The 16,335-nt window shown below is 69.9% G+C and carries 8 protein-coding genes; 4 read left to right on the forward strand and 4 right to left on the reverse strand.

What is annotated here, in order from left to right; all coding sequences use genetic code 11:
• Positions 1-459: 459 nt before the first annotated feature.
• Positions 460-1,074, reverse strand: a complete 615-nt coding sequence (locus N1F91_RS29875; protein ID WP_289997506.1) for a thermonuclease family protein — start codon at positions 1,072-1,074, stop codon at positions 460-462.
• A gap of 248 nt (positions 1,075-1,322) precedes the next feature.
• On the opposite strand from N1F91_RS29875, the gene N1F91_RS29880 reads away from it, so the two are divergent.
• Positions 1,323-2,285, forward strand: a complete 963-nt coding sequence (locus N1F91_RS29880) for a GH25 family lysozyme (protein ID WP_289997507.1) — start codon at positions 1,323-1,325, stop codon at positions 2,283-2,285.
• 33 nt (positions 2,286-2,318) lie between these two features.
• Here the strand turns inward: N1F91_RS29880 and N1F91_RS29885 are convergent, their stop codons facing one another.
• The gene (locus tag N1F91_RS29885; protein ID WP_289997508.1) at positions 2,319-2,822 is read right to left on the reverse strand and encodes a DUF992 domain-containing protein; all 504 of its coding nucleotides are present in this window, start codon (positions 2,820-2,822) and stop codon (positions 2,319-2,321) included.
• Positions 2,823-2,964: 142 nt separating this feature from the next.
• The gene (locus tag N1F91_RS29890) at positions 2,965-3,807 is read right to left on the reverse strand and encodes a PhzF family phenazine biosynthesis protein (protein WP_289997509.1); all 843 of its coding nucleotides are present in this window, start codon (positions 3,805-3,807) and stop codon (positions 2,965-2,967) included.
• A gap of 273 nt (positions 3,808-4,080) precedes the next feature.
• On the opposite strand from N1F91_RS29890, the gene N1F91_RS29895 reads away from it, so the two are divergent.
• Both N1F91_RS29895 and N1F91_RS29900 read left to right on the forward strand, forming a co-directional pair.
• Positions 4,081-12,660 (forward strand): glucoamylase family protein, encoded by an 8,580-nt coding sequence (locus N1F91_RS29895; RefSeq protein ID WP_289997510.1) that lies wholly within the window; start codon positions 4,081-4,083, stop codon positions 12,658-12,660.
• A gap of 10 nt (positions 12,661-12,670) precedes the next feature.
• On the forward strand, positions 12,671-14,440 hold the full coding sequence (locus N1F91_RS29900; RefSeq protein ID WP_289997512.1) for a glucan ABC transporter ATP-binding protein/ permease: 1,770 nt from the start codon (positions 12,671-12,673) through the stop codon (positions 14,438-14,440).
• A 44-nt stretch (positions 14,441-14,484) separates the two neighbouring features.
• Here N1F91_RS29900 and N1F91_RS29905 read toward each other — a convergent pair whose 3' ends face one another.
• Complete coding sequence (locus N1F91_RS29905; protein ID WP_289997514.1) at positions 14,485-15,504, reverse strand: 1-aminocyclopropane-1-carboxylate deaminase; 1,020 nt, start codon at positions 15,502-15,504, stop codon at positions 14,485-14,487.
• A 153-nt stretch (positions 15,505-15,657) separates the two neighbouring features.
• Between N1F91_RS29905 and N1F91_RS29910 the strand changes: the two genes are divergently transcribed.
• Entirely contained in the window at positions 15,658-16,119 is a 462-nt protein-coding gene (locus tag N1F91_RS29910) for an Lrp/AsnC ligand binding domain-containing protein (protein ID WP_289997516.1), read from the forward strand.
• Positions 16,120-16,335: the final 216 nt, after the last annotated feature.

Below are 16,335 nucleotides of genomic sequence, written 5' to 3' on the forward strand. Positions count from 1 at the left end.
CTCGGTTCGGGAAAGCTACGCCGATTCGGGCCGTCGCCCGTGGGTCACGCTCCGTTCCGCTCCGCTTCACTTCGCGCGACCCACGGCGTGCATCCAGAAACCGCGGGAAAAGGGTACAGGGAGGTTTGGAGACGTAGGGGGGGAGCGGCGGATGTGGCGCGAAGCGACGACGGCGGGGAGCGGCGGATGTGGCGCGAAGCGACGACGGAGGGGGGGATGCCGGGTGCAAGGCGTGGCGACGGCTATGCCGATGCCGATCCTTCGGACGTCGATGCGCGGGAGTGTTGCCGTCTGCCTGGCCATGCCGGTCGTGCCTGCTTCGACAGCTTCGGGTGTGGTCCGGCGCGCCCCTCCGCCTCGCTTCGCTCGGCACCTCCCCCCACGTCGTGGGGATGGAGGATGGGGGCGGCGTTGCCGGCGCGATGCGGGAGAGGCGAGGAGTGCCGGGCGAGGCGTGCTCTACCCGCACCAGCTTTCACGGCGGCCGTTCCAGGGGTGGGCGAGGCCTTCGGCGACGAGCGTGTCGCCGAGCGAGCGGTCGTTGCGCACGAGGGTGCGCAGCTTGCGGCCGTAGCGGTCCTCGTCGCGGCCGTCGGCGCGAAGCTCGAAGGGGCCGGCCTCGAGAAGGACCTGCAGCCGGAGCGTCGCGCGTTCGCCGAGCCGCCGCTCCGCCGCGCATTGCGGGCTGGAGACTTCCGGCGTGTTGATGTCGGCGAGGCGGATCTTGGTGCCGGCGAGCCAGATCGTGTCGCCGTCGACGACGCAGTCGATCCGCGCGCCGGAGCCGCAGAGCGGGAAGCGCCTGGCCGCGACCTCGACGGTCGGAGCCGGCACGGCCGCATCCGCGCTGCCGCCCCGCGTCGACGGCGGCAGGTAGAGGCCGACGAGGCCGCCGCCCGGTGTCGCCGCGGGCCAGATCGAGCGCCAGTTGGCGGCGAGCGCCAGCAGCGCCACCACTGCGATGGCGACGAGGATGCGGATGAGGATCGTGCGGACCCGGCCCGGCGGACGGTGCGGCCGGTTGCGCCGGTCGCGCTCGCGCCGTGCCTTGTCGAGATCGACGATTCTGACCATGGGAATGGCTTTCCGTTGCAGGCGGCAGGATGGACTCTGGCAGCCTGCGATGGGGTTAACGGGGAGGGGGCACGGGGCGGGAGGAACGGATCACGCAGCCGTGAGGCGGGATTTCCGCGCCGGATGCGGGAATCAGCCGGTCCGAATCATTCGGATTCAGACTTTGTTGGTAATTGACCGTTCACTAATGCGGAAGGTCTGGCCCTGTCGGCCGCCGCGTGTTCAGTCAGCCGTGTGTCCCGCGTATCATGCGTTATTCATCGCCCGCGATCGCCTTCCTGTCGCTGTCCCTGCTGGTCGGGTGCACGTCGAGGACCGGATTCGAGGATCTCGTCCCGCGGCCCTCGAACGAGGTGACGAGCTCGATCTCCAGGGCCGACGCGCCGGCTGCCGGGGAACAGGCCCAGGCGGTTCCCGAGATCCTGTCGCTCGCCGAGGAGGAGGCCGCGCCGGTCGTCGAGACCGCGCTGCTGTCGGCCCCGATTCCGTCGCCGGCGCTGAATGCCTTCAAGGACAAGGTGGTGAAGCCGCAGCGCTTCCGCGATGCGCATCCGATCAATTTCGGCACCAAGACACCGCGCGACCATGCCGTGCACGGCGTCGACGTTTCGCGCTGGCAGGGCGAGATCGACTGGAAGACCCTGCGCAATCAGGGCGCGAATTTCGTCTGGATCAAGTCGACCGACGGCGGCGACCATCTCGACCCGATGTTCATGCTCAACTGGTCACGCGCCGCGGATGCGGGCGTGCCGCGCGGCGCCTATCACTTCTTCTACTGGTGCCGCGACGCCGCCTCGCAGGCGGACTGGTTCATCCGCAACGTGCCCAAGGTGAAGGGCGCGCTGCCCCCGGTGCTCGACGTGGAATGGAACCACCTGTCGGACTGCAAGAAGCGCCCCGACCGCAAGACCGTGATCGCCAAGATGCGCGTCTTCATGGAGAAGGTGGAGAAGCATTACGGCCAGAAGCCGATCGTCTACGCCACGCCCGACTTCTACGAGGAGAACCTGAAGGGCGAGTTCACGGAGTACCCGTTCTGGGTGCGGGCCGTCGCGCAGCATCCCTCGAAGGTCTATCCGCAGCGCAACTGGGTGTTCTGGCAGTATTCCGGATCGGGCCTCTCGCAGGGCGTCGACGGCCGGATCGACCTGAACGTGTTCCGCGGCGACGAGAAGCAGTGGCGCGAATGGCTGGCGAGGAACACCGGATGACCGGGCCCCGCCGCCAGCCGAACGTCTGTGGCTTCAGTTCGAAGCCGTCAGCGTTACCGAGGTTCCGGTCGCAGCGAGGTTCAGGCCGACCTGGCCGGTCACGCTGATGGTCTGGAGATGGACCGAGCCCGACGTGCCGCCGATCAGCGCGTTGGCGCCGATGCCGACGCCCGCCGTGGCTTCGACGGTGGCGCCGCGGTAGAGCCCGCCGAGCGACCCGGCATGGTAGCCCGCGGTCGGTGCGAACACCGCCCAGACGAGGCGGCCGCGCGTGGTGAAGCCGAGGTCGACGCCGAGCTTGCGGATCGTGCCGGTGTAATAGTCGGTCGAACGGCTGGCGCGGCTCGGCTTGAAGACGCAGTCGAGTTCCTTGGCCGAACCGAGCACATAGCCGACGCCGCCGCCGATCCGGCAGTCGAGCACGCCGATGCGCACGCCGCCCGTCGGGCCGGCATCGCGCAGGACCGGTGCGTCGGCGGCATGGGCGAAGGATGCGGCGGCGAGAAGGACCGCGGAGGCGGCAAGGATCAGCTTCATGGAATAACTCCGTCTGGATGCGTCGGAACCCCCAACGGGTTCCCTTGGAAAAGCGCGCGGACGCTGCTCCCGGAATGCGGCCGAATATCGGCGGCGAGGTGTCCATCCCCTGGCGGCGTCCGTCGCCGGGCCGTCGGAAACGCTATGAAACGGCCCGCCCGGAGAACTGCGTCGTGGTTCTGCCGCCGACCCAGACGGTCCCGTCGCGGTCCCGGGTGACTTCTATCCGGCCGGTGCGCCCGAGCCGGGTGCCCTGCGCGGCGACATAGCCGCCGCTGGCCCTGCCGCTCTCGAACAGCCATTGCCCGACCGAGGCGTTGAGGCTGCCGGTGACGGGATCCTCGACGATGGTGCCCGACGGGCCGGTGAACAGGGCGCGCAGCTCGAAAGCGGCCTCGGCACCGTCCGGGTACGGCCCGACGAGCCCGACATCGAGGGGACGCGGGTGGTGGCCGGCCGGCTCGACCGACAGCACGGCCTGCGCCGAGGCGAGCATGATGCCTATCCAGCCGGGGCCGTTGTCGATCCAGCGCGACTCGACGACGTCGGAGGCGGCGATCCGCAGCATCGCGACGGCTTCGGCGAGATCGTCGGCCGCGACGGGGCCGGAGCGGAGCAGCGGCGGCGCAGCGAAGGCAAGAAGACCGTCCGCCTCGCGCACGTTCACCAGCCCGGCGCCGCATTCCTGCACGATCAGGCCCGGCCGTCGCGGCCTGCCGCCGCCGGCGAGCCAGGCGTGGCAGCTGCCGAGCGTGGGGTGCCCGGCGAAGGGCAGTTCGCGCGAAAGCGTGAAGATGCGGACCCGGTAGTCGGCATCCGGATGGTGAGGCTTCAGCAGGAAAGCCGTCTCGGAGAGGTTCATCCAGCGCGTGATCGCCTGCATCTCCTCGGACGAGAGACCCTCGGCATCGGCGACGACGGCAAGCGGATTGCCGGAGAAGGGCCCGACGCCGAAGACGTCGACGAGATGGAAGGCACGTGACATGGCGGTCTCCGCTGGCAGAGGGTTCCGGTGGCCAAGCACTACCGGTTCCCGGCCGCAAGGAAAAGCCTGCCCGCCGAAGCAGCCCGAGCCTCCGATACCGCCCGAAAAAGGCAGCAGGAGAGGCCGGATATTGCGCTGCACGGCACCTAGCGGACTGAAACAATTAGTGTCGAACCTCCGGATGTTGCAGCGCAACGAACTGCGCTAAATACCCGTTAGCGTCGGTCCAAAATTTGGCTGGAGCCGATGCGATCTCTTACGGAATCATCATCCATGACCATTCGGACCGGCACGGTTCGTCTCTCAGACGCTCGACCTGAAACCCAGGCGGGGCGGCAGCCTTTTCATCGCCAGCCGACCCGCGAGGAGATCGAGCTGGAACGCCTCGGCGCCGAGATGGCGCGTGGCGAGGGCGGGAATTTTCCGCCGCCGCGGATCGTCGACGTCGGCAGCGAGACCATCGGTGCGGCCAGGCGCATCGACGCCGTGGTCAAGGCGATGGACAAGGCGCGCATCGTGGACGAGCAGCTGCCGCCGGCCGCGCAGTGGCTTCTCGACAACGCCTATGTGGTGGAGGACGCCGTCCGCCAGGTGAGGCGCGACCTTCCGAAGAAATTCTACCGCCAGCTGCCGCAGAGCACGCTGCCCGACGGCCGCGCGGCGCCACGCGCCCTGGCGATCGCATGGGCCTTCGCCAATCATGGCGACGGGGTCATCGGCGCGACGCGCTTCGAGGCCTTCGTGCGCGGCTACCAGACGGTGCAGCCGCTGTTCATCGGCGAACTCTGGGCGCTGCCGTCGCTGCTGCGCTACGTCCTGCTGCAGAACCTCGACCGGGTCGCGGCGGACACCTATCGCAGCTACCGCGAGCGCCGCGTCGCCAACCTGTTCGCCGACCGGCTGGCGACCGATGCCGATGGCGATCCGATCGGCCAGCTGCGGCTGCGCCGCGACAACCTGCGCGACACGGCCTTTTCCAGCCAGATCGTCTTCCGCCTCCGCGACGGCGCCCGCAACGCCAGCGCGGCGCTCGAATGGCTGCGCGTCGAACTGGAGCGGATCGGCACCGATCCGGAGCAGGCGGCGGCGGCCGAGCAGCAGCGCCTGTCGGCCGGCAACACGGCCGCCGGCGTCACCATCCGCGGGCTGCGCCGCGTCAACGACATCGACTGGACGCTGTGGTTCGAGGGGCTGAGCACCGTCGACCAGGTTCTGCGCGACGGGACGGATTTTGCCGAACTCGACTTCGCCTCGCGCGACCAGTACCGCGGCGCCGTCGAGGTCATCTCGAAGAAGGCCCGCATGGCCGAGGCCGAAGTCGCCGCGAAGGCGGTGGCGCTGGCTGCCGAGCGCGCGCCGGCCGGTGGCCATGGCGACGTCGGACGGCTGCTGGTGGGCAGCGACAGGCCGGTGCTCGAGCGCGCCTGCGGCATCGGCTCGCCGCTCGGCCATCGCTTCCGTCGATTCTACGCCAGGACCGGCTGGATCGGGATCACCGTTCCGGTGCTGGCCGTCATGGTGCTGATGCTGACGGCGGCGGCCGGCGGTCTCGACCGCGTCGGCATGACCGGCGGTGCGATCGCGCTGATGCTGGTTTTGTTCGCCTTCCCCGCCAGCGAGGCGGCGCTCGGGCTGTTCAACGCGCTCGCCGCGCTGTTGGCCCCGCCGCGCAGCCTCGTCGGCTACGAGTACAAGGCGGGCGTTCCCGCCGATGCGCGCACGCTGGTGGTGGTTCCCACCCTGATCGGCACGCGAGACGAGATCGACGAGGCGGTGCGCAACCTCGAGGTGCACTACCTGTCGAACATGGACGGCGAGATCCACTTCGCGATCCTGTCGGACTGGCCGGACGCGCGCGTCGAACAGGCCGAGGGCGACGCGGAACTGCTCGACCTCGCCCGCGAGCGCGTGGCCGAGCTCAACCGCAAGCATCCGCGCGAGGGCGCGCCGCGCTTCTTCCTTCTGCATCGCCGCCGCGTCTGGAGCGCGGGCGAGGGCTGCTGGATGGGCTGGGAGCGCAAGCGCGGCAAGCTCGAGGAGCTGAACGCCCTGCTGCGCGGCGACGCCCACACCACCTACATGCCGCACGACCCGCTGCTGCCGACCGACGTGCGCTACGTCATGACGCTCGATGCCGACACGCGCATGACCCGCGACGCCGTGCGGCGGCTCGTCGGCAAGATGCAGCATCCGCTGAACCGGCCGGTGGTGGACGCCGCCCGCCGCCGCGTCGTCTCGGGCCACGCCATCCTGCAGCCGCGCGTCACGCCCTCGCTGACGACCGGCGACGAGGCCTCGCTGTTCCAGCGCGTCTTTTCGGCCAACCGCGGCATGGATCCTTACGTCTTCGCCGTGTCCAACGTCTATCAGGACGTGTTCGAGAGCGGCAGCTTCACCGGCAAGGGGCTCTACCACGTCGACGCCATGCGCATGGTGCTGGAAGGGCGGATCGAGGAAGGCACGGTGCTGAGCCACGACCTTCTGGAAGGCGCCTGGGCCAATGCCGGCTTCGCCAGCGACGTCGAACTGGTCGAGGACTACCCGACGCGCTACTCGGTCGACGTTGCACGGCATCACCGCTGGACCCGCGGCGACTGGCAGCTGCTGCCGCTGCTCGTGGCGCCGTCGTCGGGCATTCCCGGCCTGTCGCGCTGGAAGATGGTCGACAACCTGCGCCGCTCGCTGATGCCGATCGCCTGGATAGGCGCGTCGTCTGCGGCGTGGACCTTCCTGCCGCTGCGCGAGGCGCTGCTGTGGCAGGCCGTGCTGATGCTGTGCCTGTTCTTCGCCCCGACGGTCGACGTCATCCGCGCCCTGATCGTGCGGCCGCGGCAGACCTCGTATCGCGGCCATGCCCGTGCGGCCACCGGCGACTTCCTGGCCGCGACCGGACAGGTCGTGCTCTCCGTCGCGTTCGCCGCGCATCAGGCCTGCTCGATGGCCGACGCCATCCTCCGCACGGCCTACCGCATGGCCTTCAGCCGCCGCGGCCTGCTCGAATGGCGCACGGCCTCGCAGACGGCGCGCAGCGCCCGCGGCGGGCTCGCCTACCACGTCGCCAGCATGTGGGGCGTGGCGCCGGTCGTGGCGCTGGCGCTGGTGCCGGCAGCGCTGGCAGGCGCTCCGACGGTGTGGCTTGCCGCGGCCTTCTCCCTGCTGTGGCTGTCGTCGCCGGTGATCGCCTGGGCGGTGAGCCGGCCGCTCGTCAGCGAGGAACGCCTGGCGATGTCGCCCGAGGTCACCACCGAGCTGCGCATCGCCGCGCGGCGGACCTGGCGCTATTTCGAGACCTTCGTCACGGCCGAGCACAACATGCTGCCGCCCGACAATTTCCAGGAAGGACCGACCCCCGTCGTCGCGCCACGGACCTCGCCGACCAATGTCGGCATGTACTTCCTCTCGGTGATCGCCGCCCGCGACTTCGGCTGGATCAGCCTGTCGGAAGCGGTCGAGCGCTGCGACCGGACGCTATCGGTGCTCGAACGCCTGCCGCAGTTTCGCGGCCATCTCTACAACTGGTACGACACGCGCACGCTCGTGCCGCTGGCTCCGCGCTACGTCTCCAGCGTCGACAGCGGCAACCTCGCCGGTCACCTGCTGACGCTGGCGGCCGCCTACCGCACCTGGGCGGAGGCGCCGGCCATCCATCTGCACGGCGATCTGGCCGGCATTTCCGACGTGATCCGGGTGCTGGAGGAGACGCTCGCCGACCTGCCCGACGACCGGCGTTCGCTGCGCGCCATGCGCCAGCGGCTGCGCGACAGGCTGGACGGCATGCGCCGCTCGGTCGACGCGATCCTCTCCGAACCGGCGACGGCATCGATGGGCGTCGTCAACCTGCCGGTCATCGCCGCCGACATCCGCAAGCTCGCCTTCGCGCTGAACGAGGAGACGCGGTCGCAGAAGAGCCGGCTGCTGCTCGACTGGGCGATCGCGCTGGAGACGACCTGCGGGGCCCACGTGGCCGACGTGGAACTCGACGAGCACGGCATCGCCGAGCTGCGGACCGCGCTTTTGGCGATCGCCGAGCGCGCCCGCCGCTTCGCGCTGCAGATGGACTTCTCCTTCCTGCTCCGGAAGGACCGGAAGCTGCTGTCGATCGGCTTCCGCGTCGAGGACCAGGAGCTGGACGAGGCCTGCTATGACCTGCTCGCGTCCGAGGCGCGCCTGACCAGCCTGTTCGGCATCGCCAAGGGCGACCTGCCGACGGAGCACTGGTTCCGGCTCGGCCGGCCGCTCACCGAGATCGCGCTTCGCGGCGCGCTCGTCTCGTGGTCGGGCTCGATGTTCGAGTACCTGATGCCGCCGCTGGTGATGAAGGAGCCGCTCGGCGGCCTGCTCAACCAGTCGAGCAACCTCGCCATCCGTCGCCACATCGCCTACGGGCGATCGAACGGCGTGCCGTGGGGCATCTCGGAAGCGGCCTACAGTGCTCGCGACCAGGACATGAACTACCAGTACCAGGCCTTCGGCGTGCCGGGCCTCGGCCTGAAGCGCGGCCTGGCCGACAACATGGTGGTTGCGCCCTATGCGAGCTTCCTCGCCGCCCAGTTCGAGCCGGCGAAGGCGGCAGCGAACCTGCGCGAGCTTCGCCGCCTCGGCGCGCTCGGCGCGTATGGCTATGTCGATGCCGTCGACTTCACCCCCGAACGGCTGCCGGCCGGCAAGACCCACATCCCGGTGCGCAACTACATGGCGCACCACCAGGGCATGTCGATCGTCGCCGTCGGCAACGCCATCATGAACGGCCGCATGCGCGACCGCTTCCATGCCGATCCGCTGATCGAGGCCGCCGAACTGCTGCTGCAGGAAAAGGCGCCGCGCCAGATCATCAACGTCGTCGGCAGCGAGGAAGAGGCGCCGACCCGCATCAAGCAGGCGTCCGCCGGACGCGGCGCCGACCTGCGCCGTTTCGGCGATCCGCTGACCGCGCGCCATGCGGCGAACATGCTCTCCAACGGCCGCTACGGCGTCTTCGTCACCGCGCAGGGCACCGGATACAGCCGGTGCGGAGACGTGGCCGTGACGCGCTGGGCGGGCGATCCGTCGGAGGACCGGTCGGGCAGCTTCGTGCTCTTGTCGGACGTGGCATCGGGCGAATGGTGGTCGGCCACCGGCGCGCCGAAGGCCCATCCCGCCGAACGTGCGGAAACCATCTTCGCAGACGACAAGGCGACCTTCCGCAAGTGGATCGGCGCCTTCCGCTCGGAGGTCGAGGTGGTCGTGCTGAGCGAGATCGACGGCGAGGCGCGCCGCGTCACGCTGGTCAATGACGGCCCCGAGGAGAAGCTGATCGACCTGACAACCTTCTCGGAGATCGTGCTCGGCGACCGGGCGGGCGACGCCTCGCACCCGGCCTTCTCGAAGATGTTCGTGCGGACGGAACTGTCGCCGGACCGCAGCCGGCTGCACGCGACGCGCAATCCGCGTTCGCCGGGCGACCGCACGCCGGTGCTGGTGCATTTCGCCACCGCCGAGCCCGGCATCATCCTCGACCGCCAGGCCGAGACCGACCGCCGCGCCTTCCTCGGACGCGGCCGCACCATCGCCGATCCGGCGGCCATGCAGCCGGACGCCGTGCTGGGCGGCGGCCAGGGTTATGTCCTCGACCCGGTGGCGGCGCTGCGCTGCCGCGTCCGGGTGCCGGCCGGCAAGAAGACGGTCGTGACGTTCTGGACCATCGTTGCCCCGACCCGCGCGGAAGCCGACGACCTGTCGATCCGGCTCGAGGATCAGGAAGCCTTCGACCGGCAGGCGGCGCACGCCTGGACCCGTTCGCAGATCCAGACCCGCCATCACGGCCTGTCGCTGATCGAGGCCGCCGGGGCGCAACGGCTGGCGGGCTTCCTGCATTTCGCCAATCCGGAACTGCGCGCGGCCCCCGAGGTCATCGCGGAAGGTCTCGGATCGCAGACGCTGCTGTGGCCGGCGTCGATATCCGGCGACCATCCGGTCGTGGTCCTGCGCGTCAGCGGTCCCGACGATGTCGAACCGGTCGCGACGACGCTGCGGCTGCACGGTTACCTGCGGGCGCGCGGCGTGATCTTCGACCTCGTCGTGCTCAACGAGGAACTGCCGAGCTATGCGCAGGACTTCCAGCAGGAACTCGAGCGTCTCTGCTCGGCCGAAAGGCTGCGGCAGGGCGCCGATGGCGGCAGCCATCACATCTTCGCGCTCCGCGCCGACCGTCTCGAGGCGGAGACGCTGAAGACGATCGTGGCGGCGGCACGGGTCCTGCTCAATGCCCGCAACGGCACGATCTTCCAGCAGCTGGAGCGCGCCGAGACGCTGGCGATGGAACATGCGCGCCAGCGCCCGGTGCTCGCCGCGCCGCGCCGCGAGGCGGGCTTCCTGCCGGCGGCCGGTTCGAACCGCGCCTCAGAACTGTCGGAGACGCTGGATTTCTGGAACGGTTTCGGCGGCTTCGACGAGGACGGGCGCGACTATGTCGTGCATCTGGACGGCGACCGGTGGACGCCGCAGCCCTGGATCAACGTGGTGGCGAACGACGCGTTCGGCTTCCAGGTCTCGGCCGAAGGCGCCTCCGCGACCTGGAGCCGCAACAGCCGCGACTTCCAGCTGACGCCATGGTCCAACGACCCCGTCACCGATCGGCCGGGCGAGGGCATCTACATCGTCGACCGCGACACCGGGCAGGCCTTCGCGCCGACGGCGAGCGTCTTGCGCGATCCGGGCGCGGCTTACGTCGCGCGCCACACCCAGGGCCTGTCGAGCTTCTCGCGCCGGCACGGGAACCTCGCCGTCGAGCTGACGCAGCTCGTCGATCCGGCCGATCCCGTGAAGGTGTCGACGCTCGCCATCGCCAATGACGGACCGGAGCCGGCACGGCTGCGGGTCTATGCCTATGCCGAATGGGTGCTGGGCAACCGCCGGGCGAAGACGGCGGCGATGATCCTGCCGGGCATCGAGTGGGGCGAGGGCGTGCTGACCGCCCGCAATCCGTTCAGCATCGACTTCAGCGACCGCGTCTCGTTCCTCTGCAGCGACGTGGCCGACGTCGCTCTCGGCAGCGACCGCGCCGAGTTCCTCGGCCGCGGCGACGTGCGGTTTCCGGACATGGTGCTGGCGGGCGCCATGCCGTCCGGGCGCGTCGAGGCGGGCCGCGACCCCTGCGCGGTGGTCGCGCGCGACATCGAGGTCGCCCCGGGCGAGACGCTGCACGTGTCCTTCCTGCTCGGCGACGCGGGTTCGCGGGCGGCTGCGCTCGACCTCGTGCGCCGGCACCGCGGGATTGCGCCTTCAGAGCGGGAGCGGCAGGTTCGCGGCGAATGGGACGGCTTCGGCCGGACCCTTTCGGTGGCGACGCCCGATCCGTCCTTCGACCACGTCGTCAACCACTGGCTGGCCTATCAGGTGCTGGCCTGCCGCGTGCGTGCGCGTTCGGCCTTCTACCAGGCGAGCGGCGCCTACGGCTTCCGCGACCAGCTGCAGGACACGCTGGCGCTCCTGCTGCACGATCCGTCGCTGGCCCGCGCACAGATCCTCAACACCGCCTCGCGGCAGTTTCCCGAAGGCGACGTGCAGCATTGGTGGCTGCCGAACGGACCGGGCGTGCGTACGCGCATCGCCGACGACGTGGTGTGGCTCGCGCATGCCGTTGCCCGCTATATCGAGGTGACGGGCGACGCCTCGATCCTGGACGACACGACGCCCTTCATCGAGGGCGCCGCGCTGAAGCCCGGCGAGCACGATGCCTTCTTCCGCCCGGGCGTCTCGTCCGGCCGCGTGACGGTGCGCGAGCACTGCATCCGCGCGCTTGACCTCGCGATCGCCCGCACCGGCGCCTCCGGCCTGCCGCTGATGCTCGGCGGCGACTGGAACGACGGCATGAACCGCGTCGGCGAGAACGGGCAGGGCGAGAGCGTCTGGCTCGGCTGGTTCCTGCTGAAGGCGCTGCGCGACTTCGCGCCGCTCGTCGCCGGCTCGGATCCGCAGCGCGCGCAGGAGTGGACGGCCCATGCCGAGCGGCTCCGTTCGGCGCTGGAAAGCAGGGCCTGGGACGGCGAGTGGTATCGCCGCGCCACCTATGACGACGGCACGCCGCTGGGTTCGCGCCTGTCGGACGAGTGCCGGATCGATTCCATCGCGCAGTCCTGGGCGGTGCTGTCGGGCGGCGCGAGCGAGGAGCGCGGCCGGATGGCGGTCGCCGCCGCGCTGCGCCAGCTCGTCGATCCGCAGGCCGGAATCGTCAAGCTGTTCGATCCGCCCTTCACGGACATGAAGCGCGACCCGGGCTACATCCGCGCCTATCCGCCGGGCGTGCGCGAGAACGGCGGGCAGTACACGCACGCGGCCGCCTGGCTGGTGCTGGCGCTGACCGGGCTCGGCCAGTCCGAGGACGCCTACAGGCTGTTCTCGATGCTGAACCCGATCAACCACGCGCTGGATGCGCAGGCGGCCGAACGTTACCGCCTCGAGCCCTACGCGGTGGCGGCCGACATTCATGCCGGACCGGGACAGGACGGACGCGGCGGCTGGTCCTGGTACACCGGCTCGGCCGGCTGGCTCTACCGCGCCGCCGTCGAGGGCATCCTGGGCATCCGGCGGGCGGGCGACCGCATCACCGTCGCGCCCTGCCTGCCGCCGGCCTGGAACGGCTTCGAGGCCGTGCTGCGGCTCGGTGCCGCGAGCTGGCGCATCGAGGTGCGGCGCGGCGCGGTGCCCTCGATCACGCTCGACGGTGCCGAAACGGACGGGACCTTCCCCGTCACTGCCGAGGGCGACCACCACGTCACGGTCGTTGTCGCGCCGTCGGAGGGAAGGCCGCTGCTGGCCGACCAGCCCGCGGCGTTCCCCGGCACCTTCCTTCCTGCGTCCCCCAAGGCGGCCTGAGGTTTTCACGATGTCGCTCATCCAGATCTACTGGCGGACGTTGCGCCTGCTTGCCGCCGAGCGCGGCAAGGTCGCGCTCATCTGCGCGGCCAACGTGGTGCTCGCCGCCGTCGCCATCGTCGAGCCGATCGCCTTCGGCCGGATCGTCGATGCCGCGACGAGCAAGCATGGCGTCGGCCAGTCGGTCGCGCTCTGGGCCGGGCTCGGCGTCTTCAACATCATCGCCTTCGTGCTGGTAGCGCGCAGCGCCGACCGGCTCGCCCACAAGCGCCGCGCCGTGGTGATGACCGAGGCCTACGAGCGGCTGATGACGATGCCGCTCGCCTGGCACCAGGCGCGCGGCACCTCGGTGTCGCAGCACACGCTGCTGCGGGCGCTGGAGGCGATGTTCACGCTCTGGCTGGAGTTCATGCGCCAGCACATGGCCACCGCCGTGTCGCTGGTGCTTCTGGTGCCGACGGCGTTCACGCTCGACCGGCGCATGTTCCTCGTGCTCCTGGTGCTCGGCGTGCTCTACGTCGTCATCAACCGGCTGGTGATGACGCGCACGCGGCAGGGCCAGGCGAGCGTCGAGCGCCACTACCACCGCGTCTTCTCGCACGTGTCCGATTCGGTCGGCAACGTGGCGGTGGTGCAGGGCTATGGCCGGGTGGCCGACGAGGCGCGGCAGCTGCGCGAATATGCGGCCGCGCTGATCGCCGCGCAGAACCCGGTGCTCGACTGGTGGGCGCTGGCGAGTGCGCTGAACCGTTTTGCCGCGACGCTGTCGATGATCGCCGTGATCATGATCGGCGCCGTGCTCGTCGAGCGCGGCGAACTGCGCGTCGGCGACCTGATCGCCTTCACCGGCTTTGCCACGCTTCTGATCGGCCGGCTCGACCAGGTGACGGCCTTCTTCAGCCAGATCTTCGAGGCGCGCGCCAAGCTCGAGGATTTCTACCGCATGGAGGACGCGGCCGACCTGCGCGACGAGCCGGCCGGCGCCACGGAGCTTCCGAAGGTGCGCGGCGACGTGTCGTTCCGGCAGGTCGACTTCCGCTTCCCGGGCACCGGCGCGGGGGTGGAGGACGTTTCCTTCGACGTGGCGGCCGGGCAGACGGTTGCCATCGTCGGACCGACGGGCTCGGGCAAGTCGACGCTGATCGGCCTGCTGCAGCGGGTGCGCGAGCCGCACGGGGGTGCCATCCTCATCGACGGCATCGACATCGCCGCCGTCACCCGCGCCTCGCTGCGCCGCCAGATCGCCACCGTCTACCAGGATGCCGGGCTGTTCGACCGCTCGATCGAGGCCAACATCCGCTTCGGCCGCGAGGGTGCGAGCCACGAGGAGGTGCACGGCGCGGCAGCGGCGGCGGCGGCGCACGACTTCATCCTGCAGAAGACCGACGGCTACGACACGCTGGCCGGCGAGCGGGGCAACCGGCTGTCGGGCGGCGAGCGGCAGCGCATCGCCATCGCGCGGGCCGTGCTGAAGGACGCGCCGATCCTCGTGCTCGACGAGGCGACCAGCGCGCTCGACGTGGAGACCGAGGAGAAGGTGCGTCAGGCGATCGACCGGCTGAGGCGTGGCCGCACCACCTTCATCATCGCCCATCGCCTCTCGACGATCCGCAATGCCGACCTGATCGTGTTCCTGGAGAACGGCCGCGTCGCCGAGACCGGCACCTATACCGAGCTTGCTTCCCGCGGCGGCCGCTTCGCCGAACTGCTGATGGCGGGCGGCATGCTGGTCGACGTGGAGACGCCGCTCGCCGAGGAGGGCCGGATCGCGGCGGAGTAGCGGGCGGCCGGCGGTCCCGGCCGCCCGCTCCGGTTCGGCCGGTCTCAGCCTTCCTTGTAATAGTAGCTGTAGCCGTTGATGGCCGGCGCGCCGCCGAGATGGGCGTAGAGGATGCGCGAGCCCTTGGGGAAGAAGCCCTTTCGGGCCAGGTCGATCATGCCCTGCATCGACTTGCCCTCGTAGACCGGGTCGGTGATCATCGCCTCGGTGCGCGCGGCGAGCCGGATGGCGTCGTTGGTCTCCTCGGACGGGACGCCATAGGCGGGGTAGGCATAGTCGGGATTGATGACGATCTCGTCCTCGCGCACGGCGCGGCCGAGGCCGACCAGTTCCGCGGTGTTGTCGACGATCGAGCGGACCTGCGCCCGCGTCTGGTCGAGCGTGCCCGAGGCGTCGATGCCGATGACGCGGTCGGCGCGGTCCTGCGCGGCGAAGCCGACGATCATGCCGGCCTGGGTGGAGCCGGTGACGACGCAGACGATGACGTAGTCGAAGGTGAAGCCGAGCGCCTTCTCCTGTTCGGCCACTTCCTCGGCGAAGCCGACATAGCCGAGCGCGCCGAACTTGTGTACCGAGGCGCCGGCCGGGATCGGATAGGGCTTGCCGCCCGCGTCCCTGACCGACTGGATGGCGTCTTCCCAGCTCTTGCGGATGCCGATGTCGAAGCCGTCGTCGACGAGGCGCGAGTCGGCGCCCATCAGGCGGGTCATCAGGATGTTGCCGACGCGGTCGTAGACGGCGTCGTAGTGCGGCACCCACTTCTCCTGGATGACGACGCATTTCATGCCGATCTTGGCCGCGGTCGCCGCGACCATGCGGGTGTGGTTCGACTGCACCCCGCCGATCGACACCAGCGTGTCGGCGCCCGACGCGATCGCGTCCGGCACGATGTATTCGAGCTTGCGCAGCTTGTTGCCGCCCATGGCCAGCCCCGAATTGCAGTCGTCGCGCTTGGCCCAGATCTCGACGTCGCCGCCGATGGCCGCCGACAGCCGCGGCAGGTGCTCGATCGGGGTGGGGCCGAAGGTGAGGGGGTAGCGTTCGAACTTGTCGAGAAGGGACATCGGGGGCTCCATGGCGGTTTCGGCGCGGATCCTAAGGCAACAGGCGCGAAATGTGCTTCCGAAATTGCCGGCCCGACTTCCCGCAGAGAGGCTTCACGGCTAAGAAATCTCCGGAAAATTCCATCCTGGCTTCCGATGACGAAAGGTTCTTCCATGGCTGCGCTCGACCGTGTCGACCTGCGCATCCTGCGCGCCCTCCAGGCCGAGGGAAGGCTGAGCAACGCGGATCTGGCGGCCCGGGTGAACGTCAGCCCCGCCACCTGCCACCGGCGCACGCAGCGCCTGTTCGACGAGGGCTTCATCACCGGCGTGCGCGCGGAGGTGGCGCCCGGGGCCGTCGGTCTCGGCGCGCTGGTGATGGTGGGCGTCGTGCTCGACCGCTCGACGCCCGAGAGCTTCGCGGCCTTCGAAGGCGCGGCTCTGGAGCTGAAGGAGGTGCTCGACTGCAACCTCGTGGCCGGCGACTTCGACTATCTCCTGAAGATCCGCGTCCGCGACATGGCCGACTTCAACAAGCTGCACGGCCAGAAGCTGATCGCGCTGCCCGGCGTACGCCAGACCCGCACCTTCTTCGTCATGAAGGAGGTGAAGGAGAATGCCCGGCTGCCGTTCTGAAGGCGCGCGGCGCGGGGGGGAAATGCGGGGACAGTTTACTGATATCGGCGGACGGTGTGTCCATCCCCGGGGCGCACCGTCCGCCGATATCAGTAATACCCCGACTCCCCGAACCCCCGAAGAAATGGCGTTGACGATCGTTTGGCGAGCGATTCTGCTGGGTGCATGATTCGCGGTGGTTTTCTGTCGAAGGACGGGCGTGCCCATCTCGAGGCG

Origin of the sequence: Aquibium sp. ELW1220 (assembly GCF_030398385.1) — a bacterium.
In the GTDB taxonomy this organism is placed as follows: Bacteria; Pseudomonadota; Alphaproteobacteria; order Rhizobiales; family Rhizobiaceae; genus Aquibium.

Bases quoted from the DNA above. Each gene is read 5' to 3' on its own strand.
- N1F91_RS29875 (WP_289997506.1), bottom strand. From the start codon at position 1,074: ATGGTCAGAATCGTCGATCTCGACAAGGCACGGCGCGAGCGCGACCGG.
- N1F91_RS29880 (WP_289997507.1), top strand. From the start codon at position 1,323: ATGCGTTATTCATCGCCCGCGATCGCCTTCCTGTCGCTGTCCCTGCTG.
- N1F91_RS29885 (WP_289997508.1), bottom strand. From the start codon at position 2,822: ATGAAGCTGATCCTTGCCGCCTCCGCGGTCCTTCTCGCCGCCGCATCC.
- N1F91_RS29890 (WP_289997509.1), bottom strand. From the start codon at position 3,807: ATGTCACGTGCCTTCCATCTCGTCGACGTCTTCGGCGTCGGGCCCTTC.
- N1F91_RS29895 (WP_289997510.1), top strand. From the start codon at position 4,081: ATGACCATTCGGACCGGCACGGTTCGTCTCTCAGACGCTCGACCTGAA.
- N1F91_RS29900 (WP_289997512.1), top strand. From the start codon at position 12,671: ATGTCGCTCATCCAGATCTACTGGCGGACGTTGCGCCTGCTTGCCGCC.
- N1F91_RS29905 (WP_289997514.1), bottom strand. From the start codon at position 15,504: ATGTCCCTTCTCGACAAGTTCGAACGCTACCCCCTCACCTTCGGCCCC.
- N1F91_RS29910 (WP_289997516.1), top strand. From the start codon at position 15,658: ATGGCTGCGCTCGACCGTGTCGACCTGCGCATCCTGCGCGCCCTCCAG.